A 22,086-nucleotide genomic window follows, 5' to 3' on the forward strand; every position below is an offset into this window, starting at 1 on the left:
GTTATTTGCCGTTTTCAGCATGAGTATCGCCGTCACGGGTGAGCCACCAGGCCCCCAGAATAGGGATCATCGTCACCAGCATGACCAACAACGCCACCACATTGGTGATCGGGACATCGCGCGGGCGTCCCAGTTGATTGAGCAGCCACAGTGGCAACGTACGCTCGTGTCCGGCAGTAAAGGTGGTGACGATAATTTCATCAAACGATAAAGCAAATGCCAACATGCCGCCCGCCAGCAACGCCGACCCCAGATTGGGGAGCACCACATAGCGAAAGGTCTGCCAGCCCGTTGCCCCTAGATCCATTGACGCCTCCACCAGGCTCCACGAGGTCCGGCGAAAGCGGGCAATTACATTGTTGAACACGACCACCACGCAAAACGTGGCATGCCCCACCACAATAGTCAGCAGGCCGGGTTCCAGATTAACCGCCTTAAACGCCGTCAGCAGCGCGAGGCCCGTAATAATGCCCGGCAGCGCAATCGGCAGCAGCAGCAAGAGCGACACGGCATTCTTGCCAAAAAAGGTGCTGCGCCATAGTGCTCCTGCAGCCAACGTGCCAAGTACCAGCGCGATGGTGGTAGACAACGCCGCAATTTTTAGTGACAACGTCACAGATTCGATAATATCGCTGCGCCCGGCGGCCTCGCTGAACCAACGTAGCGTCAGCCCCTGCGGGGGAAAACTAAAGGCGGCATCTTCCGTATTGAAAGCGTACAGCGCGATGATCACCAGCGGGAAATGCAGGAAGATCACCCCGCCCCAGGTGGCGATTTTCAGAAATAACGGTGCGCGTTCAGAGTGCATCAAACGCTCCCAGGCGTTTCACGAACGCCAGATACAGGGCAATCAGCACAATCGGGACGAGGGTAAAGGCGGCAGCCATCGGCATATTGCCTATTGCCCCTTGTTGTGAATAGACCATGTTGCCGATGAAAAAACCGGGCGGCCCCACCAGCTGGGGCACGATAAAGTCCCCCAACGTCAGCGAAAAGGTGAAAATCGAACCGGCGGCAATGCCGGGGATCGCCAGCGGCAGCACCACGTATCGGAAGGTCTGGCGCGGGCGGGCACCAAGATCGGCGGATGCCTGCAGTAAAGAGGGAGGCAAACGCTCCAGCGCCGCCTGTACCGGCAGGATCATAAACGGCAGCCAGATATAGACGAACACCAGGAAGCGCCCCAGACCGGAGGTCGATAGCGTATTGCCCCCGATGGCTGGGATCGTCAGCACCATATTCAGCAGCCCTTCCAGCCCCAAATGCCCGAGAAACCACTGCGCCACGCCATCTTTCGCCAGCAGCAGCGTCCAGGCGTAGGCTTTAACGATGTAGCTCGCCCACATCGGCAGCATCACCGCGATGTAAAAAAAGGCTTTCATTTTGCCGTGAGTATAGCGTGCCATATACCACGACATCGGCAATGCCAGCACGGCACTGGCAACGGTCACCGACAGGGCCATCACCAGGGTACGGATAATGATGTCGTAGTTTGCCGGGTTAAATAGCGCCTTGAGGTTCGCGAGGGTCAGGTCGCTGGTGACCGACATGGTGAAATCATCAAAGGTATAGAAGCTTTGCCACAGCAACGTCAGCAACGATCCCAGATAGACAATCCCGAACCACATCAGCGGCCCCAGCAGCAGCAAAAACAGGCCAAGGGACGGCTTGCGCCAGAACAATCCGGAAAAGCGCCCTGAGGGGGGGCGCGGAATAACCATCGTCATATCAGCCTCCCCGTTCCAGCGGCACCATTGCCGCCCGCGACCACGAGGCCAGTACCGTTTGCCCGGCCTGCGGCACGCCGAGCGCCATGCTGCTATCGCTGTTCGCCTGGCTGACCAACAGCTTACCGCCGCCTGCCAGCTTCAGTTCGATCCGCGTGGCGGCGCCCTGGTACTGTACCGCCTGCACCGTCCCCTCTACCTGCACTTCCCCTTCCCGGTTCAGGCAGATATGTTCCGGGCGCAGAGACCAGACGCCGCGCATCCCACACAGCCGCGAAGCCAGTTCGGTATCAAACACGTTGGCGGTGCCGACGAATCCGGCGACAAAAGCAGTTTTGGGGCGTAAATAGAGGTCGTGCGGTGCATCCACCTGCTCGATGCGCCCGTTGTTAAACACCGCCACCCGGTCCGACATCGACAGCGCTTCACCCTGATCGTGGGTGACAAAAATAAAGGTAATCCCTAGCGCCTGCTGGAGCTTTTTCAGCTCCAGCTGCATCTGTTCACGCAGTTTTAAATCCAGCGCCCCCAGTGGCTCATCAAGCAGCAGGACCCGCGGCTCGTTGACCAGCGCCCGGGCAATCGCCACCCGCTGGCGCTGGCCGCCGGAGAGTTGTGAAGGCTTACGGGTATGGACGAACCCGAGGGCAACTTTTTCCAGCGCTTCCTGCGCACGAAAATGACGTTCTTTTTTACCGATCCCTTTCACCATCAGCCCGTAGGCGACGTTGTCGAGGATGGTCATATGGGGAAACAGCGCGTAATCCTGGAAGACGGTATTCACATCACGCTGCCACGGCGGCAGCTCGCTGGCCTTGTGGCCAAAAATTGAAATCTCCCCGCCGGAGAGCTGCTCGAAACCGGCGATCAGTCGCAAGCAAGTGGTTTTGCCGGAGCCTGACGGCCCCAGCATTGAGAAAAACTCGCCATCACGGATCCCCATGCTGACGCCATCCACCGCGCGGACATCGCCGTAGAAACGCGAGACGTTATGAAACTCTACTGCATAGGTCATGCTCAGCCTCCGGCCAGTCAAATACCGCCCATAATGGCGATATAATCCTGTGTCCAGCGGCTGTAAGGCACAAATTTGCCCCCTTCGGCAACCGGTGTTTTCCAGAAGGCGATTTTCGAAAACTCGTTGTAGCCATTGGTTTCACAGCCTTTATCCCCCAATAGCGTGCTGGCTTTGCAGCCCTGCGGTACCACCGGCAGCGAGCCAAACCAGGCCGCGACGTCGCCCTGCACCTTCGGTGTCAGCGACCAGTTCATCCATTTATAGGCGCACACCGGGTGTTTGGCGTCGCTGTGCAACATCGTGGTGTCCGCCCAGCCGGTTACCCCCTCTTTCGGGAACACGGTAGCGATCGGCTGACCTTCACTTTTTAAACCATTGGCCTGATACGGCCAGGCGCTGGAGGCGACCACACCTTCGTTTTTAAAGTCGCTCATCTGCACGGTGGTGTCATGCCAGTAGCGGTGGATCAGTTTGCGTTGATCGCGCAGGACCTTGAGCACCGCCTGATATTGTTCTTCGGTTAACTGGTAGGGGTCAGTGATGCCCAGCTGCGGCTGCGTCGCTTTGACGAACAGCGCCGCATCGGCGATATAGATCGGCCCGTCGTAGGCCTGAACACGTCCGCTGTTGCTTTTCCCGTCAGAGAGATCCTGTTTGACGAAGACGACGTTCCAGCTGTCCGGCGGAGTCGGGAAGACCCGGGTGTTGTACATCAGCAGGTTCGGCCCCCACTGATACGGCGTGCCGTAAACTTTACCGTCGACGTTAAACCAGGCGCCTTTTTCGACCCGTGGGTCCAGGGTGTGCCAGTTAGGGATTAGGGTGGTGTTAATCGGCTGCACTCGCTTGCCCATAATCAGGCGCAGAGAGGCGTCACCGGAGGCGGTGACCAGGTCATAACCCCCTTTCGCCATCAGGCTGACCATTTCATCAGAGGTCGCGGCGGTTTTCACATTCACCTGGCAGCCGCTCTCTTTTTCAAACTGGGTCACCCAGTCATAGTTTTTGTCGGTCTGACCGCGCTCGATATAGCCCGGCCAGGCAATAATATCGAGCCGACCTTCTCCTTTATCCAGCGAAGCAGGTGGTTGCGCGGCCTGCACGGTCAGGCAGGCCATACCCAGTGCATAAAGGCTGCCACGGGCTATTTTTTTGCTCATTGGGTGTTACTCCTGTCACAATAAAATTAGCGGCAGCCATGCCGTAAAAATATCTCCCTTAATAACACTAGACGGCGCCCTGCTGCCTCCTGGAGAAATTTATTCAGGTTGTGACAAGGGGCGCATTCCGCAAAAAGTCCGCGAATACTGGGAAACAATATGGATTATAGACAAGGAGTTAGGGACAGAATACGACTATGCATATTTCCTATGGCTGGTGCCGGTAAAATATGTACCGGCAGGCTTTGATAATATTATTTATACCCCTCGTCTTTCAAAACACAGGGGGTTGGCTGGGATTCAGCTCAGCAGCTCGCGAATAAGTTCACCGAGGCGTTTCACCCCTTGCTCTTCTCTTTCCCCCCATCCCCACGCGGTATTAAAACGGAAGAATGAAGCCCAGTTGGCGGTGGTGGAGAACATTTTCCCCGGCGCAATGCTGATATTATCCTGCAGCGCACGGGCGCTCAGCTCGCCGGCATCAGCGCCTTCCGGCAGCTCCAGCCACAGAAAATAACCGCTATCGCTATGATGAATTTTCACTTCGGCGGGTAAATGACGCAGCAGCGCCTGCCAGGCCAGCTGTTTGCGCTCGGCAAGCTGGCGGCGCAGACGGCGAAGATGCGCGTCATAGCGCCGGGTAGAGAGATAATCCACCAGCGCCAGCTGCATCGGCGAGCTGGTTGAGAGGGTACTCATCAGTTGCAACTGTTGAATGCGTCGGGCGTGTTTACCTGCGGCCACCCAGCCAATACGAAAGCCCGGCACCAGACATTTGGAAAACGAGCTACAGTGCAGCGTCATCTCATTGTGGTCCCAGTATTTCGCCGGCAGCGGTTTTTCCCGGCCGAAATAGAGCTCGCTGTAGACATCGTCTTCGATCAGCACCACGTTATAACGCGTCAGCAGCTCAACCAGTCGGGCTTTTTTGTCAGCGCTGAGAGTAAAGCCGAGCGGGTTTTGCCCGTTGGTCATCAACCAGCAGGCTTTGACCGGGTAGTTCTGCAGCGCCTGCTCAAGGGCGTCTAAATCGATGCCCTCTTTTACGTCCGTCGCCACCGACAGCGCTTTTAAGCGTAATCGCTCCAGCGCCTGCAATGCACCGTAGAAACAGGGGTTTTCCACCACCACCCAGTCGCCCGGTTCGGTCACCGCCTGCAGGCTGAGATTAAGCGCCTCCAGGGCGCCGGCGGTGATGACAATATCATCCGGCGAGATATTCATCCCCTGCAGGGCATAGCGGCGAGCGATCGCGTGGCGCAGTTCGCTATTTCCCGGCGGTAAATTTTCAATGACGCTCATCGCCGTCGCCGTTTTACTCACCTGCGCCAGCGAGCGGTTAAGCTGCTGGAGCGGGAACAGGCGCGGGTCGGGAAAGGCCGAAGCAAACGGCAGCATCGAGGCCCGGCGGCTGGCCTGCAGCACCTCAAAAATGTAGGTATTGATATCCACCGCTTCGTCACGCGTCACCTGCGCAGGCGGTGCCGGCTGGCGCAGCTTGACCGGCTTTGGTGCGACATAGTAACCGGACTGCGGCCGGGCAATAATTCGCCCCTGACTCTCCAGCAACTGATAAGCATGGCTGACGGTCATAAAACTCATCCCACTGCTGACCACCTGTTCACGCAGCGACGGCAGACGGTCGCCGGGTTGCCAGACGCCAAGCGCCATCTGTTCGGTTAACTGCTGCGCAAGCTGCTGGTATTTTTTCATGGCGTTGTCCGGGAGAGCTAATATGCCTGATAGTATATCAGCCATAAAAAAATAGTCGTTTATAAAAACTGTTATAGCTCAGACGCTATCCCTAACGCCCTCACACCGACGATGAAGCGGCTGTACAGACCACAGTGGCATGATCCCACCACGGATTGTGATTCACCCGGACTGCCAGCACGTTAAACTGAGCGTCTTTTATCTCATCAATTAACGCCTGAAGGGGTTTCAGCGTACGCCAGGGTTGCCCATTTTTCAGCAAATGCTGGCGGACTGGATCGTACTCCGCAATATCCTGGGCATACCGAGGGGTACCGCACATGGAACCGATCACAAACCGTCCCCCAGGCTTTAGCAATCTTCTCACCTCTGTAAAGCAGCGAGCCCGGGCGTCATCAATCAGACAATGTAAACAGCTGCCGTCCATGATGAGTTCAAAGGTGGCGTCTTTGCAGTGTTCAATATGACCGACATCACCGACCAGAAAGTGGGCCGGGAGACCGGCTTGCCGAAAGCGTTCTTCTGCCCAGCGAATCGCGGTTTCTGATATATCAATTCCCCACACAGCATATCCCTGATGCGCGAGATGCTGCGCTGCCATTGCGCCATTTCCGCACCCCAGTTCAAGTACCGCCGCCCCCGGAGACGGAAGATATTGTGCTGCATTGAGCCACTCAAAAATGAGTTGCTGTTGTTGTTTTGCCCGGTGATACCCTTCACCTGCCCACGCGATAGCCCCATTTGCTATCAATTGACGATATTCCTTTTCATAGCCATTCATTGTGAAGACACCTGTTTGCCAGCAACAATATCCACAATCTTATACATGATATGGCGATGAAATGAACTGAGCGACCGGCAAGAAATGGCTGAATGCTATCCCTCCACTGTGTTTACATCACGTTTATTGCTGCCCGTAGCATCTCTTTGAAAAAGAAAGCAAAGATATTATCTCTCAATGAGTTGGCCGCCAGCACGGCGCAGGCATACCATCTGTGCTACTTTTTTCACAGGTCAATGACGCTGAGGGTTGTATGTCTACACTGCCAATTTCAGACAAAATATGTTCGCTATCAAAGGTTGATCTGAATTTACTCACCCTCTTCTGCCTGATCTACAGCATGGGCAGTATTTCAAAAGTGGCGGACAGGCTGGATATCTCGCCGTCAGCGGTTAGCCAGTCGCTGCGAAAACTGCGGGAACTGATGGGAGATAATCTTTTCGTTCGCAGCGGCAATATGCTGCAGCCCACGGTCCTCGCTGATGAACTCTACGACAATACCATTTCGATTATTGACCGACTTTCAACCCTGTTGCCGGGTTTGGCACCGTCAGTGAAGAAAAGACTGACCCTTTATACCGAATCCTTCATCTCCCCGCTGATCGTGCCGGAATTAACCGCCAGGCTGATGGCAACCACCCCAGAGATCAGTTTGTTACATCGCACGGCGGATCTTAGCGCGCCATTCATCACGGAGTTGCTGAATATGCGCCAGGCCGATATCATTTTTTCCACCTCTTCGCTGGAGCACAGCAATATTACCTGCCAGAAAATATGTGAAATGAAGCTGGTGCTGGTTGCCGCGCAAGATAATGCGCTGTACGGCGATACGATTAGCGAGGAGCAGTTCAGAAATGCCAGCCTGGTGGGCTACAACACCAAAAATGAAAAAATCATCTACCACCGCAGTCATGTCGATAAACGATTTCGCGCCCGCGAGCGCTGCCTGCTCACCACCTCGTTTGCTTCAATACTGCTGATTGTCGCGAAATCGAGCTGTCTGGGCATTATCCCGGAAAGCGCATTTGCAACCTACTCCGGGATCTATCAGCTAAAACGGGTGGCCGCCCCCTTCCCGCTGCCGCAGTTCAGTATCTACGCTTCGTTCAGGAAAGAGAGCCAGCAACTGATCTCCCGGATACTCGACGATCTGCAGGTGGTATCCCCGACCTGATGACGGGGACACCACGCCATTACAGGCGAGTCTTGCTAATACGCCAGATCCGTTCGGCGTATTCCTGCACCGCGCGATCCGCCGAGAAATGTCCCATCGCGGCGATGTTATGCAGCGCTTTTGTGGTCCACGCCAGCGGCTGCTGATAGAGTTCGTCCACCTGCTGCTGACAGTCGATATAGCTACGATAATCCGCCAGCACCTGGTAATGGTCGCCATAGTTTATTAGCGCATCCAGTAGGTTATGGTAACGCCCGGGTTCTTGCGGGCTGAAGAGCCCCGTGCCGATTTGGGTCAGCACCTGATGCAGCTCGTCATCCTGCATAAAGAGATCGTGCGGGTTATAGCTTCCCGCGCGCAGCGCCTCTACCTGTTCAGCGGTATGGCCGAAAATAAAGATATTCTCTGCCCCGACACGTTGCTGAATTTCAATATTCGCACCATCCAGCGTACCGATAGTCAGTGCGCCATTGAGCGCAAACTTCATATTACTGGTTCCTGAGGCCTCGGTTCCCGCCAGCGAGATCTGCTCGGAGAGGTCAGCCGCGGGAATGATCAACTGCGCCAGACTCACGCTGTAATCCGGGATAAACACCACTTTGAGCCGGCCGCCAATGTGTGGATCATTATTGACCACTTCCGCCACGTCATTAATCAGGCGAATGATCTGTTTCGCCATGGCATAGGACGATGCGGCTTTCCCGGCGAAGATATTCACCCGCGGAACCCAATGCGCGTCCGGGTTGGCCTTGATGCGGTTATAACGGGTGATCACATGGAGAATATTCATCAGCTGGCGCTTATATTCATGAATGCGTTTCACCTGCACATCGAATAATGCATGGGGGCCGATCACCACGCCAAAATGTGTCGCGATATAGTGTGCCAGGCGTACTTTATTGGCCTGTTTTGCGCGACGCAGCGCCTCGTTGACGCTCGGATAATCGGCATAGTCCAGCAAACCGTTGAGCTGGCTTAAGTCGGTTCGCCACTCGCTACCAATATTGGCATCCAGCACATGGGACAGCGCCGGGTTAGCTAACGCCAGCCAGCGTCGGGCGGTCACCCCATTGGTCACGTTGGTAAAACGCTGCGGGAAGAGACGCGCAAAATCAGCAAACAGCGACTGTACCATCAGATTTGAATGCAGTTCGGAGACGCCGTTGACTTTGTCGCTCACCACCACCGCCAGCCACGCCATGCGCACTACGCGGCCATGAGACTCATCAATGAGCGATACCCGCTCACGCAATCCGCTTACATCACCAAATTGTTCATGCACCCGGGTCAGGAAGCGATCGTTGATCTCGAAAATGATCTGCAGATGGCGCGGGAGAATACGGCTGAGCATGGCCACCGGCCAGGTCTCAAGCGACTCGTTTAACAACGTATGATTGGTATAGGAGAACACCCGGCGGGTAATATCCCACGCCCCATCCCAGCTAAAGCGATGTTCGTCGATGAGCAAGCGCATTAATTCCGGAATGGCCAGCACCGGATGGGTATCATTCAGATGGATCGCCACCTTCTCCGCCAGATTATCGTAGGTGTGATGCAACATATAGTGACGGTTAAGAATGTCCTGCACTGTTGCTGACGCCAGAAACCAGGCCTGTCGCAGACGTAATTCGCGGCCTTCATTGGTGCTGTCGTCCGGATATAACACCCGCGAGATCTTTTCAAAATGATATTGGTTCCCCCCGGACAGGTCGCTACCATCCACACTTAATCGTGCAGTATTAACTTCACTGTTCATCTGCACATTCCACAGACGCAGGGTATTGGTGGTCTCGGTATTGTATCCCGGAATAATCTGGTCATGGGCAACCGCCAGGATCTCCTCGGTATCAATCCAGCGGGTTTTATTTCCTTCCTGCTGTACGCGTCCACCAAACCGAATTTTATAATGGGTATTGTGGCGTTTAAATTCCCATGGATTACCATATTCCAGCCAGTAGTCTGGGGTCTCTTTCTGCCGTCCGTCGACGATATTCTGGCGGAACATACCGTAATTGTAACGGATACCATAACCGCAGCCCGGTAATCCCAGAGTCGCCATCGAATCAAGATAACAGGCCGCCAGGCGTCCTAAGCCACCATTACCCAGTCCGGGATCATTTTCCTCGTCAATTAACGCTTCGAGATCTAAGCCCATTAAATCAAGGGCGCCTTTCACTTCATCATAAATACCCAGCGACAATAGCGCATTAGACAGCGTTCTGCCGATCAGAAACTCCATTGAGAGGTAATATACCTGGCGATCGTCTTGCGAAAACTGCGCCCGATTCGAACGATGCCAGTGCTCAACCATGCGATCGCGTACGGCATAGAGCGCGGCGTTTAGCCATTCACGCTGGGTGGCAATCGCCGGATCTTTGCCAATAACATAGGTCAGTTTATCCGCAATGGTATTGCGCATTTTTTCTGTAGCGGAAACGGGCGATAGCGGTGTGGGAGTAGTGTACATAATAAGGCCCTCTCCTTCAGACAGGCTGAAGAATGAAAACAGAGATAGCTAAAATAAGCCGTCAGAATAATAAGAAGAATATTTAGCGACTGCGTCTTTTAAATTTTGATGCTTTTTTTAATTCATACTTAATTTGATGCAACGTCAGGCCCGTTGCGGTTGATATTAACGGCAAGCCGACGCCATGGGTACACAACGTTTTTGCCATTTCGACTTTCGCCTGAAAATAGGTGTCTTTCATAAATAACCTCATGCAGTTGATGTTATGAAAGATATCGCCTGCTGGTTTTTTAGCCAATAAGCGGGGCTTAAAGCCGGGATAAGTAATTCTAACGGGGGATGAGCAGCTGCAATTCAGGATAGCGTTCCATCCAGCGCTTTGCGATGACGCGTTGCCTGAAAACCGGCAGCTTCTCATGTTCAAATGACGGCGTTGGCCGTAGACGCAGGGCAAACAGATCGTCGAGCCCGTAGGGGGCAATCATCTCGATACCTGTCATCTCCCCGAGCCTGATCGCCACCGCCGTGGCGGTCTCCGGCCACAACTGCAGGGCATGTTGCGTTGAGCGATACGGAGCGTGACCGTTGCGTAGGTGCATTCTGGCCTGGTTTTTCACCGACCAGTTAAAGGTTGGCTGCTGCCGATTGAGCTGCGCTTCCAGGGCGTAGTCCTGCTCAGGATCGCGCTGTGCCACGTCGAACCAGACCACATCGACATCCCCGGCGATCGGGCATTGCCCGTATCCATGCAGATGATCCCACACGGCATCTCGCACAAACCCCGCGCCGATCCAGCCGTCAGGCAGTTGCAACGCCTGCACGGCGCGGAGGGCCGCCATTCTCAGCGGGTCATCTGCCAATATGCGCTGCACTATCTCCTGATGCGTCATGATTTTCCCTGTTCAAATAATTCGGTTCTGCCTGCTGAGAGTAGCGTAACGCTATCCCGGCGCCACAGTTTTATTTGGCGGTGTGAAGGCAATATCACCGGCAACGTTCAGTCCTGCCACTCTTCCCTAGTGGTTGCATTTTTAATTAGGGTTGCAATCATCTGATGATATTGGTAATTATTATCATTTGCATTAATGCGTTATCTGGTACGGTATACCGGCGTCGCAGGGGAACACCACATGGCCGGAACGGCGATACCACCAGCGGAAAAGGAATAATCATCAGATGTATGCCCGTGAGTATCGTGCAACACGCCCGAGCAAGGCGTTGTTTTCTCTTGTTTCTTGTTTCACCCTTGTCGTCAGCACGCAAAGTCTGGCAAGACCAGATATGCAACCGCTGGGACCGAGTATTGCTGATAAGGGCTCCGCGGTTTACCACTTCAGCGTCAACCAGTTCGATTCTGCCGATGGCTCCCGCCATTACCGGGTCTGGACCGCCGTGCCGAACAAAGCCGCGCCGGCGTCGGGCTACCCGGTGCTGTATATGCTCGACGGCAATGCGGTCATGGACCGTCTGGATGAAGCCCTGCTCCGGCAGCTGGCAGACAAATCACCGCCGGTGATCGTGGCGGTCGGCTATCAAACCAATCTCCCCTTCGACCTCAACGCCCGCGCCTACGACTATACGCCAGCAGGCGTACAAAGCGGCAAAGCCAGTACCAGCGGCGAGCGCGCGAATCGCAAGAGCGGCGGTAGCAACGACTTCCGCCAGTTACTCGAAACGCGTATTGTCGCGAAGGCAGAACAAGGACTGAACATCGATCCCCAGCGCCGCGGCCTGTGGGGGCACTCCTTCGGCGGCCTGTTCGTCCTGGATGCCTGGCTGTCGTCCTCTCTGTTTCAGCGGTACTACAGCGCCAGCCCGTCATTGGGCAGAGGCAATGACGCCCTGCTGAGCCATATTACGGCGGTCAATCCGTCACAATACTGCACAAAACACCTGTCGATCATGGAAGGATCGGCGATGCCGAACGATAACCGGGAAAAGCACCTCGACGGGATACTGACCAAAATTCACGCTTCGCTCACCACGCTGAAAGATAAAGGCGTCAATAGCGCCTACTGGGATTTCCCCGGTCTGGGCCATGGCCCGATGTTCACCGCTTCTTTCCGCAGCGCGCTGTTAGATATCAGCGATGAGAACACGGTGGGTAGCGCTGGCTGCCAATAATCCAGTGGTTAAATACTGCCCGCTCTGTCGCGGGCAGTCACGTCAGCGGTGGCGTTAATTCAGCTCTCGCAGAAACGTATTCTGTTGCCAAACGGATCGTACACCTCGAGAATTTTGCCCCACGCTTGCTGGACGATTTCGGGCCGGCCGTAGCCGTATTGTTTAAGATTTAGCTCATCCCGGAATAACGCAATGTGATGCATGGGGACGAATAGCGTGGCCCCCGGACTGGCGTCGCCGTGATGTTCGCTGAGGTGGATCTGCAAGCCGTTACGGCTAATTCCCATATACAGCGGCAGGTCCGCTTCGAAACGGTGTTCAAATTCCACCGTGAATCCAAGGAAATCGAGATAAAACTCCCGGGCCTTGCGTTCATCAAACATGCGCAATATCGGAATGTTCTTTTCAAACGATACCGCCGCGTCCGCGACCTGAGGCGTTAGCCTTGCCGATGCTGTATTCCAGTCCTTAAAACCCAGTTGCTGAGATACGATTTCGAGAGCGGCTGAGTGGGAAATGGTGAGGTCGCGTGAGGCCAGCTCAGCGCGTAATTTTGTGGCCATCAGTTTTGCTTGTGCAATAGAAAACATGTTCTCTCCTGTCGTCAGGGCACACCGGTGCTCGCATTACCAGACCCCGATCGTCAAAAAAGATGAAGAAAGCAAAACCGGGATAATGACGTGCTTTCACCTTTCCGTGAGGACGCGAGCGGCAGGCAGCACTAGCCTCAGAGGAAATTAGCTGATGGAGTGAAACGAAGCAAGTATGCGGTGCTGGCCTTCTGAAAATAGACAGAAGACCAGGATAAATATGGCGGTCAGACTCCGCCGGGTGGGAATACTATTTGTGCAGAGCGATCCCTTTAATCACCTTATCGACCTCTCTTTTGGGGCCACGCAGACCAATTCCTACCAGATCCAGATTATCGCCATCTGCCGCGCGAAATACTTCCCGGTTAGCCTCATCATGGCCGGTGGAAAACATCGCATGAATGTAAGGAATAAGGGTTACGCCGCGCTCAAGTGCTTTACGGTGCACCGTTTTCAGCTTGTCGAGGTTCGCTTCAAATATCAGCATCGGCTGCCCGGACATATTGCCGTAGGTCCGTCCCAGAGAATCAATATAGGGTTGACCCAGTATCTCCGGCGCCGCAGATGCGATCCCGGTGGCCAGAAAAGCGACCACATTAAGACGCTGCCAGGTTGGCAAATCGTCGCGCAGAATATAGGCAATCTTAGTATCAAACATGTTTAAAAAGTCCCGTCTGTCATACGAAAAAATATCTTCGCTCAGGGACCGGGGGTCAGTATAGAACGTTTGTGCAGCTGCTCTGGAAGGTGGCCGGCGTGATCCGGTAGGCGCGTTTAAACCAGCGTCCCAAATGGCTCTGATCGGCAAAACCAGTTTGCGAGGCAACCAGCACCGGGGAGAGACCGCTGGCTAACAGCTGGCGGGCGGTACGCAAACGTAGCCGAACCAGGTAGGCATGGGGTGATTGACCGAAAGCGGCCTTAAACTGCCTGCTGAGCCGGAAGCGATCGATACCGCTGATGTGGGTCAGTTCATCCAGCCCCGGGTTCCAGGCAAGATGTTCATGCAGATAGTCCCGGACCCGGTTCATCTTCAGCAGTGATTCAGTGAGCTCGATGGCCGGTTTCCGTTCGACATGCGGCATAAGGTGCGCCAGCAGGCGATCCAGACCTTCATCACGCGCGAGCCGGCCTTCATTGTTGTGAATGGCGTCAAACGCCTGAGAAATAGCGACGATCAGTGCGCGATCCTCGGTCAGCGTATGGCGAAATGCGGCCTGAACGACCGAGATATCCCCCATTCCGTACCGGTTAAGACTATCCGCGACGTATTTCTGTGGGATATACAACATGGCATAGGTAAACCCTGTCGGCTGTGCTGCATAACCATCATGCACGGCACCCGGCTCAATCAAAATGGCTTTACCGGGAGTGCTGGTATGGACGGCCCGATGGCAACTGAACCTTTGCGACCCCTGCAAGGTCACCCCGAGCAGCAGTTCTTCATGATCGTGGTCATCGTATGCGTGCCCTTTGAAATGGGCGTTGACGCTCTCGATCCCGGTCTCCGAATCGCGACGAAAATCTATCCAGTCGCCAGCCATCGGGGATTCCGCTATTCCTGACATATCTACGTTCTGACCCATATATCGAAACCATCACCTGTAAACCACCACCTGTATAGTATACGTTTTCGGGTATAACGAGATAACCCGAGCAGTTTTGTCAGACAGGCCCTCGTCACCGCCTCGCCAGATTCGGGTATACTGGCCCTCTTTCACTTCGGCCCATATTGCTTCAGCCTATGAAACTCAATCGCTTCTGTTATCTTCTGCTGGGCCTCGCGGCGGCTGGCAGCCTGCTTCTGCCCCACCCGCTCGTCATGTGGTTCCTGCTGATCAATCTGCTGACGCTGGCGCTCTACGGGATGGATAAAACCGCGGCCCGCAAGGCCTGGCGACGGGTCCCTGAATCCACCTTGCTGGTGTTTGGCCTCGTCGGGGGATGGCCCGGCGCAATCGTGGGTCAGCAGTGTTTTCGCCATAAAACCCAAAAACAGCCCTTTAAAACCTACTTTATGATCAGCGTGGTACTGAACATTGTCGTGCTGGTGGGCGGATACTGGCTATATGCCTGGGGCCCTGCCGCTGTCTGACGCCCTACTCGCTCACGTCCGACGCGGGCGCACCGCCACCGTTAGCACCCGCGTAAAATCATAACAGTCACACAACTGTTATCATAAAAAAGCCCGCTTCTGCCTCTGCAACCCCCTGCCGCTGCCCTTTAAAATTGCGCTGAATCAATTTTCTTGCGGAGTACTGCATGTTCGGTCTTGATGCATTCCACCTTGCGCGAATCCAGTTCGCCTTTACCGTCTCTTTTCACATTATCTTTCCCGCCATCACCATTGGGCTGGCCAGCTATCTGGCGGTGCTGGAAGGATTATGGCTAAAAACAAAAAATCCGGTCTGGCGCTCGCTGTATCACTTCTGGTCGAAGATTTTCGCCGTCAACTTTGGCATGGGCGTGGTGTCAGGCCTCGTCATGGCCTATCAGTTTGGCACCAACTGGAGCGGTTTTTCTGAATTTGCCGGCAGCATTACCGGCCCACTGCTGACTTATGAAGTCCTGACCGCGTTCTTTCTTGAAGCCGGTTTCCTCGGGGTCATGCTGTTCGGCTGGAACCGCGTCAGCCCCGGAATGCACTTTTTCGCCACCTGCATGGTGGCCCTCGGGACGATCATTTCAACCTTCTGGATACTCGCCTCTAACAGCTGGATGCAAACCCCGCAGGGCTTCGAGATCGTCAACGGCCAGGTGGTCCCGGTCGACTGGTTTAAAGTTATCTTTAACCCGTCGTTCCCTTATCGCCTGCTGCACATGACGGTCGCCGCCTTTCTCAGCAGCGCGCTGTTTGTCGGCGCCTCGGCGGCGTGGCACCTGCTGCGCGGTAATAACACCCCGGCGATCCGCGCGATGTTCTCCATGGCCCTGTGGATGCTGCTTATCGTCGCCCCCATTCAGGCGATGATTGGCGATATGCACGGCCTGAACACCCTGAAGCATCAGCCGGCGAAAATTGCAGCCATCGAAGGCCACTGGGAAAACCGTCCGGGAGAACCCACCCCGCTGCTGCTGTTTGGCCTGCCGGATATGGAGCAGGAACGTACCCGTTATGGCCTGGAAATACCGGCGCTCGGCAGTCTGATCCTGACCCACAGTCTGGATAAACAGGTGCCCGCCCTGAAAGAGTTCGCGCCGGAAGATCGCCCGAACTCAACCATCGTCTTCTGGTCATTTCGCCTGATGGCCGGCCTCGGCATGCTGATGATCCTGCTTGGGGTAATGGCGCTGTGGCTGCGCTACCGCCATCGTCTGTACCAGTCAAAACCGTTCCTGCGCTTCGCGCTCTGGATGGGGCCATCCGGGCTTATCGCGATTCTGGCCGGCTGGGTTACCACCGAAGTGGGCCGCCAGCCCTGGGTGGTCTATGGCGTACAGCGAACCGCTGATGCGGTCTCCGCTCACGGCGACCTGCATATGACCGTCAGCCTGCTGACCTTTTTCGTGGTCTACAGCGCGGTGTTCGGCGTCGGCTACAGCTATATGCTGCGCCTGATCCGCAAAGGCCCGCAGGCGGTCAATCCGCCGCATTCCGGCACCCCGGCTCGCCCACTCTCCGCCGCAACGGAAGGTTTTCAGCATAAGGAGTCCCACTAATGGGGATCGATTTATCGGTTATCTGGTTTGTGATCATCGTCTTCGCCACCCTGATGTATATCGTAATGGATGGTTTCGATTTAGGGATCGGCATCCTGTTCAGCACCACCCGTGATGGCGAAGACCGTGACGTGATGGTCAATAGCGTCGCGCCGGTCTGGGATGGCAACGAAACCTGGCTGGTGCTCGGTGGCGCTGCGCTATTCGGGGCCTTTCCACTGGCCTATGCGGTGATTATCGATGCGCTGGCGATCCCGCTGACGCTGATGTTGATCGGCCTGATTTTCCGCGGCGTGGCGTTTGAGTTTCGCTTCCAGGCCACGCCGTCGCACCGCCCGTTTTGGGACTCGGCCTTCCTTGGCGGTTCGCTGCTGGCCACCTTTACGCAGGGCATCGTCGTCGGGGCCGTCATTAACGGTTTTTCAGTGAGCGGACGCGCCTTCAGCGGCGGGATGTTCGACTGGCTGACGCCGTTTACTCTGTTCTGCGGCCTGGGACTGACGGTGGCCTATGCGCTGCTCGGCGCGACGTGGCTGGTGATGAAAAGCGAAAATCCGCTGCAGGACAAGATGCGTCGCACCTCGCGCGGCCTGCTGCTGGCACTGCTGGCGACCATCGCCATTATCAGCCTGTGGACCCCGCTAGCGCAGCCGGCCATCGCCGCCCGCTGGTTCAGCCTGCCGGATCTGTTTTTCCTGCTGCCGGTCCCCCTGCTGGTGGCGGCGATCGGATTCTGGTTGTGGCAAACGCTGGGCAACCGCAATAGCCACGCCCGGCCCTTTATCCTGACCCTGGGGCTGGTGTTCCTTGGGTTCAGCGGCCTGGGGATCAGCATCTGGCCCTATATTATTCCACCGAATATTACGCTGTGGCAGGCCGCCGCTCCGCCGCAAAGCCAGGGCTTTATGCTAGTGGGCGCGCTGCTCATTATTCCGGTGATCCTTGGCTACACCTTCTGGAGTTATTACGTCTTTCGCGGCAAGGTCCAACATGGTGAGGGGTATCATTGATGAATCAATCCAGGCTCAAACAATTATTATGGATGGTCGCGTTATGGGGAGGAAGCGTACTGGCGCTGGCGGCAATCAGCATGCTTTTTAGACTGCTAATGACTGCGGCAGGACTGAAAGTTTAATCCTGTACGAATGAGACGATTCTGAATAACAGAACCTCCATTTTGTCTCCACATTTTTTTGCTGAAATCTTAAGGCACATAAAAATAAAGGATGTAGTGATGAAAAAAATTGTTTTGTTATCTGCCGCGATGACGTTTGCGCTCTCTTCTTTTGCGTTTGCGGCCGATAACCCGCCGCCGCCGCCGGGAAAATCAGCAAACAGTCAGCATCATGACGGTAAGCAGCCACCAAAAGACGGCCAGCACAACGGCAAGCAGCCACCAAAAGGCGGTCAGCACGACGGTAAGCAGCCACCAAAAGACGGCCAGCATAACGGCAAACAGCCACCAAAAAACAACCAGCACAACGGCAAGCAGCCGCCCAAAGACGGCCAGCACAACGGCAAACCGTTACCGCCGAAAAAATAACGGCTCTGCCCGGCAATTCACAACGCCGGGCTTTTTTTCGCCTTTCGTCAGTACAACCTGACAAAATCTTTGCCCTTCTTTGATAAGCCAACAATAAAGCTCAAAAAATCAGAGGCATAGTAGCCTCACTCACCTGCCACTGGTACAGGATATGCTTAAGAGATGCGTTTCGACGTTGGTACTGATGTGCGCGTTATTTTCCGGCCACCTGCTGGCCCGGCAACAGGGACACGAATACTTTCCGGTGCAGAGCCTCGAACAGCAATTGCTGCACGAGGCCGATAGTGATGAGTTGCGCAGCCAGTGTGACGAGGCCGCCGCCGATCTTCGTGAACGTCACCACTGGCAGAACGCGCGCAAGCCGCAAACGTTCTTTCCCCAGTAGCGATCGTCGGCGATCACGCGCCTTTGCGCTTAGGTAAGGTCTTCAGCAGGTCATCCGGACTGACGGAGGCCACAATGCTTCCCGGTAGCGGCATCTTGAGGATGTGATTTTTCATCTTGCCGATCACATGCATTTCGCAAGGACGGCAATCAAATTTCAGCGTTAATACTTCATCGCCATGAATTAACTGCATCGGCGTGGCTTTCCAGCTCTTAATCGAACCTTTTGCCTGTTTCGGGCACAGATTGAAGGCAAAACGCAGGCAGTGCTTGGTGATCATCACCGGCACGTCCCCCTTCTCTTCATGCGCTTCATAGGCCGCATCGATCAGCTTCACGCCATAGCGCTGATAGAATTCACGCGCTTTATGGTTATAGACGTTGGCAAGAAACGACAGATGGGTCTCAGGGTAGACCGGCGGCGGCACGCAAACGGCTTTACGCTGGCCACGCGGAGCGGCGTTGAGACGTGCTTCATCGAGCAATTCTGCCGTTTCCCGGCGCAACTGGTTCAACAGACTGTTTGGCACAAACAGCGCAGCGGGCAGATTAACCTGCACATCGCGGGCAAAATAGATGGTCTGGCCCAGCTTCGCGATTCCGTCGCGCAGGTTCGCCAGCGCTTTGTCGGCCTGAGTCGCCTCGGCAAACTCGCCGTCCAGAGTGTGGGTCGCGCTGACGCCGTCCTCACAGGTCATGGTCAGCACCAGCTGCTCCTGCCAGCCGCTGAGGGTAATATCCACCGCAATTCGGCGTTCGCTGGAGGTTTTTTGCAGCGCCTGCTGCCAGTTATGATCGAGGTTTCGGTTCAGCACCTGATGCGGCCGCGCTTTATGCAGATCTGCCGGCATCTCGTTTGGCCACACGCGATAGCGATTTTCAGCGGTTTTTTCTACCGTATTGGCGCGGAAGCCCACGATTTCGCGCTTAATCATCACGTTCAGACCATCGCCGTTGGTCAGCGCTTCGCTCACCTCAACGTCGAGATGGTCTTTGCCCACTTTCAGTACTTCCCCCACCGGCAGGCCGATAAATTTCGGCGAGTCAAAGGCGCCAATGTCGCCTTTGCGCGCGTTGACAAAATAGTCGGTGCTGCCACGATGGAAAGTCTTATCGGTTGAAGGCACAAAGAAGTGTTCGGTGCGTCCGGCAGACGAGCGCACCAGGTCGCCGCGATCTTCAATAATGGCATCGAGCATCTGGCGATAGTGCGCGGTGATATTTTTCACGTAGCTCATATCTTTGTAGCGCCCTTCGATTTTGAAGGAACGCACGCCTGCATCAATCAGCTGCGCCAGGTTGGCCGTCTGATCGTTGTCTTTCATCGACAGCAGGTGCTTTTCATAGGCCACCACCCGTCCCTGGTCGTCTTTCAGGGTGTAAGGCAAACGACAGGCCTGAGAGCAATCGCCGCGGTTGGCGCTACGCCCGGTCTGCGCGTGCGAAATATTACACTGCCCGGAATAAGCCACGCACAGCGCACCGTGAATAAAGAACTCGATGGTTGCATCGGTATTGTCGTAAATCGCTTTGATCTGCTGCAGATTCAGCTCGCGCGCCAGCACGATCTGGCTGAATCCCACGTCGGAGAGAAACTTCGCTTTCTCCACGCTGCGGATATCGCACTGGGTGCTGGCATGCAGCTCAATCGGTGGAATATCCAGCTCCATCACCCCCATGTCCTGCACGATCAGCGCATCAACGCCGGTTTCATACAGGTCGGTAATCATACGCTGCGCCGGTTCCAGTTCATCATCGTGCAGGATCGTGTTCAGGGTCACAAAGATCTTCGCGCCATAGCGATGGGCGAAAGGCACCAGCGCCGCGATATCGCTGAGGCTGTTGCTGGCATTGTGACGCGCGCCGAAGCCCGGCCCCCCGATATAGACCGCATCTGCACCGTGTAAAATCGCTTCACGGGCGATCCCGACGTCGCGGGCTGGGCTAAGAAGTTCAAGATGATGGTTTTGCAGGCGCATACGCTCGTTGTTATCCGTTATAGGGGGTCGAAATGGCGGCTATTGTAGTCAGAAGTGGGCGGAGACGAAAACATTTTCCACCACCCGCAGTGTGTGAATTTTCACTTCCCGGCAAAGCATTGAAGAAAAAGGTATTTCCCTCTCAAAACCAGCGACGTTACGCTCATCACGTATTCCGGATTTTCCTCGTCACGTTGTGAGTGGTTATTATCGATCGTTTTGATTGGCCGCAGGCTAACCCCCTGCGGCTTTTTCTTTTGGGTAATGGATCAGCGAATGAAAATGGGCGGTTTGCCCGCCGCTGTTGCGATAGGCATGCGCCAGATCGCCGGCAAACCGACGTCCCTCTCCCGGCGTTAAGGTGTGCCATTCGCCCAGCAGACACAGATCCAGCACCCCGTCGATCACCACCACGTGTTCAATGACCCCTTTTTCGTGCGGCGTTGATTCGCTCAGCGCGCCGGGGGCGAGGGTTATCGAGAAATGGTCAAAGCGCAGCTCCGGGTCCCACGGGAAAACCGGGGTTACCACCATCGCCTGCTGCTGCGGGTCAAAAGCTGACGGCGTCGTTGATTCGTCAGCCACAATAAAAGTCGAGAACGGCACATTCAGGCCGGTGGCGATTTTCCACAACGTGGCTACCGTCGGGCTGGACTCATTCCGCTCAATCTGTCCCAGCATCGCTTTGGATACGCTGGTCTCTTCCGCCAACCGCGACAGGCTCCAGCCGCGCTGTTGGCGCAGTGATTTCAAGGTTGTCGCCAGATGTTGCGCAATATTCATTCCACCTCCAGATTATCTCAGGGGAAATTATACGCACATTGATATGATTCTACAGGGCATTTAATTGCGAAAACCGTTTACGGTACTCGCGTGGCCCGACGCCAAACTGCTGATTAAACAAACGTGAAAAATAGAGCGCATCGTCATATCCCACCAGTTGGGCGATGTGCGCTATCGTCAGTTGCGCATGCTGTAAAAGCAGCGAGGCGCGGTTCATTCGCTGTTTTTCCCGCCATGCGAAAATCGTCATGCCGGTCTCCTGGCGGAACAGATGCGCCAACCGGGATGGCGACAAAAATGCCCGTGCCGCCAGCGTATCAATGGTGATTTTCTCTTCGAGGTGCTCATCAAGAAACTGACAGATAGCGATGATCCGCGGGTCAAGCGAGACGCAGTTACTGCCCGGCTGCAATTTAAAGCAGTGCAGCAGGATCCGCTCGAGGCAATTCACCGCCAGAATGGCATCCAGGCGGTCTGACGACGAGTACAGCCGAATAACCTCTTTGAAGTCAGCCTTTAAGCGCTGCAAAAACTCATCATCGACGCTTTGCGTTATCCCCACGTCATGCCACTGTCGATCCCACTTCAGCCAGTCAATCCAGTACGGCCGGGGCATAAAATAGATCCACAGATGCTGCCAGCTATCGCTCATCGGCTCGCGGCCATAATGATGAGGGCAGCCCGGAGGGAACAGCAGGACATCGTTGGGACGACAAATAAAGGTCTCATTATTGCGATGCACGACGCCGGCTCCACGGAGCGTGATATTAATGATATAGCCTTTCATGCCCAGCTCTCGCTGGATAAAGGTGTCCAGCTTATTGCCCTGTACGATCGGCGTATAGCCTGCCACCAGCCAGGCGTTAAAGGTAAAGCTGCGCATCAGTGGCGAATAGATAACCAGATCATCATCCGCCATTTCGCTATTCATTGTTGGCAACCACATTGCTTTCTAGACCATTCTGCCATTTTGCCTGGTTGAG

Annotated in this window: 23 protein-coding genes; 8 read left to right on the forward strand and 15 right to left on the reverse strand. The window is 55.2% G+C overall.

Translation table 11 applies throughout. From position 1 onward, the window contains the following. Position 1: 1 nt before the first annotated feature. The 6 genes from ACMYSP_RS00815 to ACMYSP_RS00840 form a co-directional block, all read right to left on the reverse strand. Positions 2-808, reverse strand: a complete 807-nt coding sequence (locus ACMYSP_RS00815; RefSeq protein WP_434584973.1) for an ABC transporter permease — start codon at positions 806-808, stop codon at positions 2-4. Further along, complete coding sequence (locus ACMYSP_RS00820; RefSeq protein ID WP_434584974.1) at positions 798-1,727, reverse strand: ABC transporter permease; 930 nt, start codon at positions 1,725-1,727, stop codon at positions 798-800. The genes ACMYSP_RS00815 and ACMYSP_RS00820 overlap by 11 nt, the downstream gene beginning before the upstream one ends. Position 1,728: 1 nt before the next feature. Then, complete coding sequence (locus ACMYSP_RS00825; protein WP_434584976.1) at positions 1,729-2,742, reverse strand: ABC transporter ATP-binding protein; 1,014 nt, start codon at positions 2,740-2,742, stop codon at positions 1,729-1,731. Positions 2,743-2,759: 17 nt separating this feature from the next. Next, the gene (ydcS, locus tag ACMYSP_RS00830; protein ID WP_434584978.1) at positions 2,760-3,905 is read right to left on the reverse strand and encodes a putative ABC transporter substrate-binding protein YdcS; all 1,146 of its coding nucleotides are present in this window, start codon (positions 3,903-3,905) and stop codon (positions 2,760-2,762) included. Positions 3,906-4,205: 300 nt separating this feature from the next. After that, a complete protein-coding gene (locus ACMYSP_RS00835; RefSeq protein WP_434584979.1) occupies positions 4,206-5,618 on the reverse strand; it encodes a PLP-dependent aminotransferase family protein in 1,413 nt (470 codons plus the stop codon). A gap of 100 nt (positions 5,619-5,718) precedes the next feature. Further along, positions 5,719-6,399 carry a class I SAM-dependent methyltransferase gene (locus tag ACMYSP_RS00840; protein ID WP_434584980.1) on the reverse strand — a complete coding sequence of 227 codons (681 nt, stop codon included), beginning with the start codon at positions 6,397-6,399 and terminating at the stop codon, positions 5,719-5,721. A gap of 253 nt (positions 6,400-6,652) precedes the next feature. Between ACMYSP_RS00840 and ACMYSP_RS00845 the strand changes: the two genes are divergently transcribed. Then, positions 6,653-7,573 (forward strand): LysR family transcriptional regulator, encoded by a 921-nt coding sequence (locus ACMYSP_RS00845; protein WP_434584981.1) that lies wholly within the window; start codon positions 6,653-6,655, stop codon positions 7,571-7,573. A 19-nt stretch (positions 7,574-7,592) separates the two neighbouring features. Here ACMYSP_RS00845 and glgP read toward each other — a convergent pair whose 3' ends face one another. The 3 genes from glgP to ACMYSP_RS00860 all read right to left on the reverse strand — a co-directional run bounded on the left by glgP (position 7,593) and on the right by ACMYSP_RS00860 (position 10,930). Continuing rightward, entirely contained in the window at positions 7,593-10,040 is a 2,448-nt protein-coding gene (glgP, locus tag ACMYSP_RS00850; protein ID WP_434584982.1) for a glycogen/starch/alpha-glucan family phosphorylase, read from the reverse strand. Between the two features lie 82 nt (positions 10,041-10,122). Continuing rightward, positions 10,123-10,281 (reverse strand): hypothetical protein, encoded by a 159-nt coding sequence (locus ACMYSP_RS00855; RefSeq protein WP_434584983.1) that lies wholly within the window; start codon positions 10,279-10,281, stop codon positions 10,123-10,125. Between the two features lie 88 nt (positions 10,282-10,369). Further along, positions 10,370-10,930 carry a nucleotidyltransferase family protein gene (locus ACMYSP_RS00860; protein WP_434584984.1) on the reverse strand — a complete coding sequence of 187 codons (561 nt, stop codon included), beginning with the start codon at positions 10,928-10,930 and terminating at the stop codon, positions 10,370-10,372. 286 nt (positions 10,931-11,216) lie between these two features. Between ACMYSP_RS00860 and ACMYSP_RS00865 the strand changes: the two genes are divergently transcribed. Then, entirely contained in the window at positions 11,217-12,164 is a 948-nt protein-coding gene (locus tag ACMYSP_RS00865; protein WP_434584985.1) for an alpha/beta hydrolase, read from the forward strand. A gap of 59 nt (positions 12,165-12,223) precedes the next feature. Here ACMYSP_RS00865 and ACMYSP_RS00870 read toward each other — a convergent pair whose 3' ends face one another. The 3 genes from ACMYSP_RS00870 to ACMYSP_RS00880 all read right to left on the reverse strand — a co-directional run bounded on the left by ACMYSP_RS00870 (position 12,224) and on the right by ACMYSP_RS00880 (position 14,340). Next, the gene (locus tag ACMYSP_RS00870) at positions 12,224-12,754 is read right to left on the reverse strand and encodes a glyoxalase superfamily protein (RefSeq protein ID WP_434584986.1); all 531 of its coding nucleotides are present in this window, start codon (positions 12,752-12,754) and stop codon (positions 12,224-12,226) included. A gap of 250 nt (positions 12,755-13,004) precedes the next feature. Then, on the reverse strand, positions 13,005-13,412 hold the full coding sequence (locus ACMYSP_RS00875; protein ID WP_434584987.1) for a DUF2000 family protein: 408 nt from the start codon (positions 13,410-13,412) through the stop codon (positions 13,005-13,007). A gap of 55 nt (positions 13,413-13,467) precedes the next feature. Then, complete coding sequence (locus tag ACMYSP_RS00880) at positions 13,468-14,340, reverse strand: AraC family ligand binding domain-containing protein (protein WP_434584988.1); 873 nt, start codon at positions 14,338-14,340, stop codon at positions 13,468-13,470. A gap of 158 nt (positions 14,341-14,498) precedes the next feature. Between ACMYSP_RS00880 and ACMYSP_RS00885 the strand changes: the two genes are divergently transcribed. The 6 genes from ACMYSP_RS00885 to ACMYSP_RS00910 all read left to right on the forward strand — a co-directional run bounded on the left by ACMYSP_RS00885 (position 14,499) and on the right by ACMYSP_RS00910 (position 18,342). Beyond that, entirely contained in the window at positions 14,499-14,849 is a 351-nt protein-coding gene (locus tag ACMYSP_RS00885; RefSeq protein ID WP_434584989.1) for a DUF1294 domain-containing protein, read from the forward strand. A gap of 167 nt (positions 14,850-15,016) precedes the next feature. Then, entirely contained in the window at positions 15,017-16,414 is a 1,398-nt protein-coding gene (locus tag ACMYSP_RS00890) for a cytochrome ubiquinol oxidase subunit I (RefSeq protein WP_434584990.1), read from the forward strand. Then, positions 16,414-17,424, forward strand: a complete 1,011-nt coding sequence (cydB, locus tag ACMYSP_RS00895) for a cytochrome d ubiquinol oxidase subunit II (RefSeq protein ID WP_434584991.1) — start codon at positions 16,414-16,416, stop codon at positions 17,422-17,424. The genes ACMYSP_RS00890 and cydB overlap by 1 nt, the downstream gene beginning before the upstream one ends. Beyond that, positions 17,424-17,549, forward strand: coding sequence for a DUF2474 domain-containing protein (locus tag ACMYSP_RS00900; RefSeq protein WP_123754177.1), 126 nt, complete (start codon positions 17,424-17,426; stop codon positions 17,547-17,549). Before cydB ends, ACMYSP_RS00900 begins: the two co-directional genes overlap by 1 nt. A 99-nt stretch (positions 17,550-17,648) precedes the next feature. Beyond that, the gene (locus ACMYSP_RS00905; protein ID WP_434584992.1) at positions 17,649-17,957 is read left to right on the forward strand and encodes a hypothetical protein; all 309 of its coding nucleotides are present in this window, start codon (positions 17,649-17,651) and stop codon (positions 17,955-17,957) included. Between the two features lie 151 nt (positions 17,958-18,108). Next, a complete protein-coding gene (locus tag ACMYSP_RS00910; protein WP_434584993.1) occupies positions 18,109-18,342 on the forward strand; it encodes a DUF2554 family protein in 234 nt (77 codons plus the stop codon). Between the two features lie 13 nt (positions 18,343-18,355). Here the strand turns inward: ACMYSP_RS00910 and ACMYSP_RS00915 are convergent, their stop codons facing one another. The 3 genes from ACMYSP_RS00915 to araC form a co-directional block, all read right to left on the reverse strand. After that, entirely contained in the window at positions 18,356-20,320 is a 1,965-nt protein-coding gene (locus tag ACMYSP_RS00915) for a peptidase U32 family protein (protein WP_434584995.1), read from the reverse strand. 234 nt (positions 20,321-20,554) lie between these two features. After that, the gene (locus ACMYSP_RS00920; RefSeq protein ID WP_434584996.1) at positions 20,555-21,103 is read right to left on the reverse strand and encodes a helix-turn-helix domain-containing protein; all 549 of its coding nucleotides are present in this window, start codon (positions 21,101-21,103) and stop codon (positions 20,555-20,557) included. Positions 21,104-21,152: 49 nt separating this feature from the next. After that, entirely contained in the window at positions 21,153-22,022 is an 870-nt protein-coding gene (gene araC, locus ACMYSP_RS00925; protein WP_434584998.1) for an arabinose operon transcriptional regulator AraC, read from the reverse strand. Between the last annotated feature and the right edge of the window lie 64 nt (positions 22,023-22,086).

Source organism: Klebsiella sp. R390, assembly GCF_051131745.1.
Lineage (GTDB): Bacteria > Pseudomonadota > Gammaproteobacteria > Enterobacterales > Enterobacteriaceae > Klebsiella.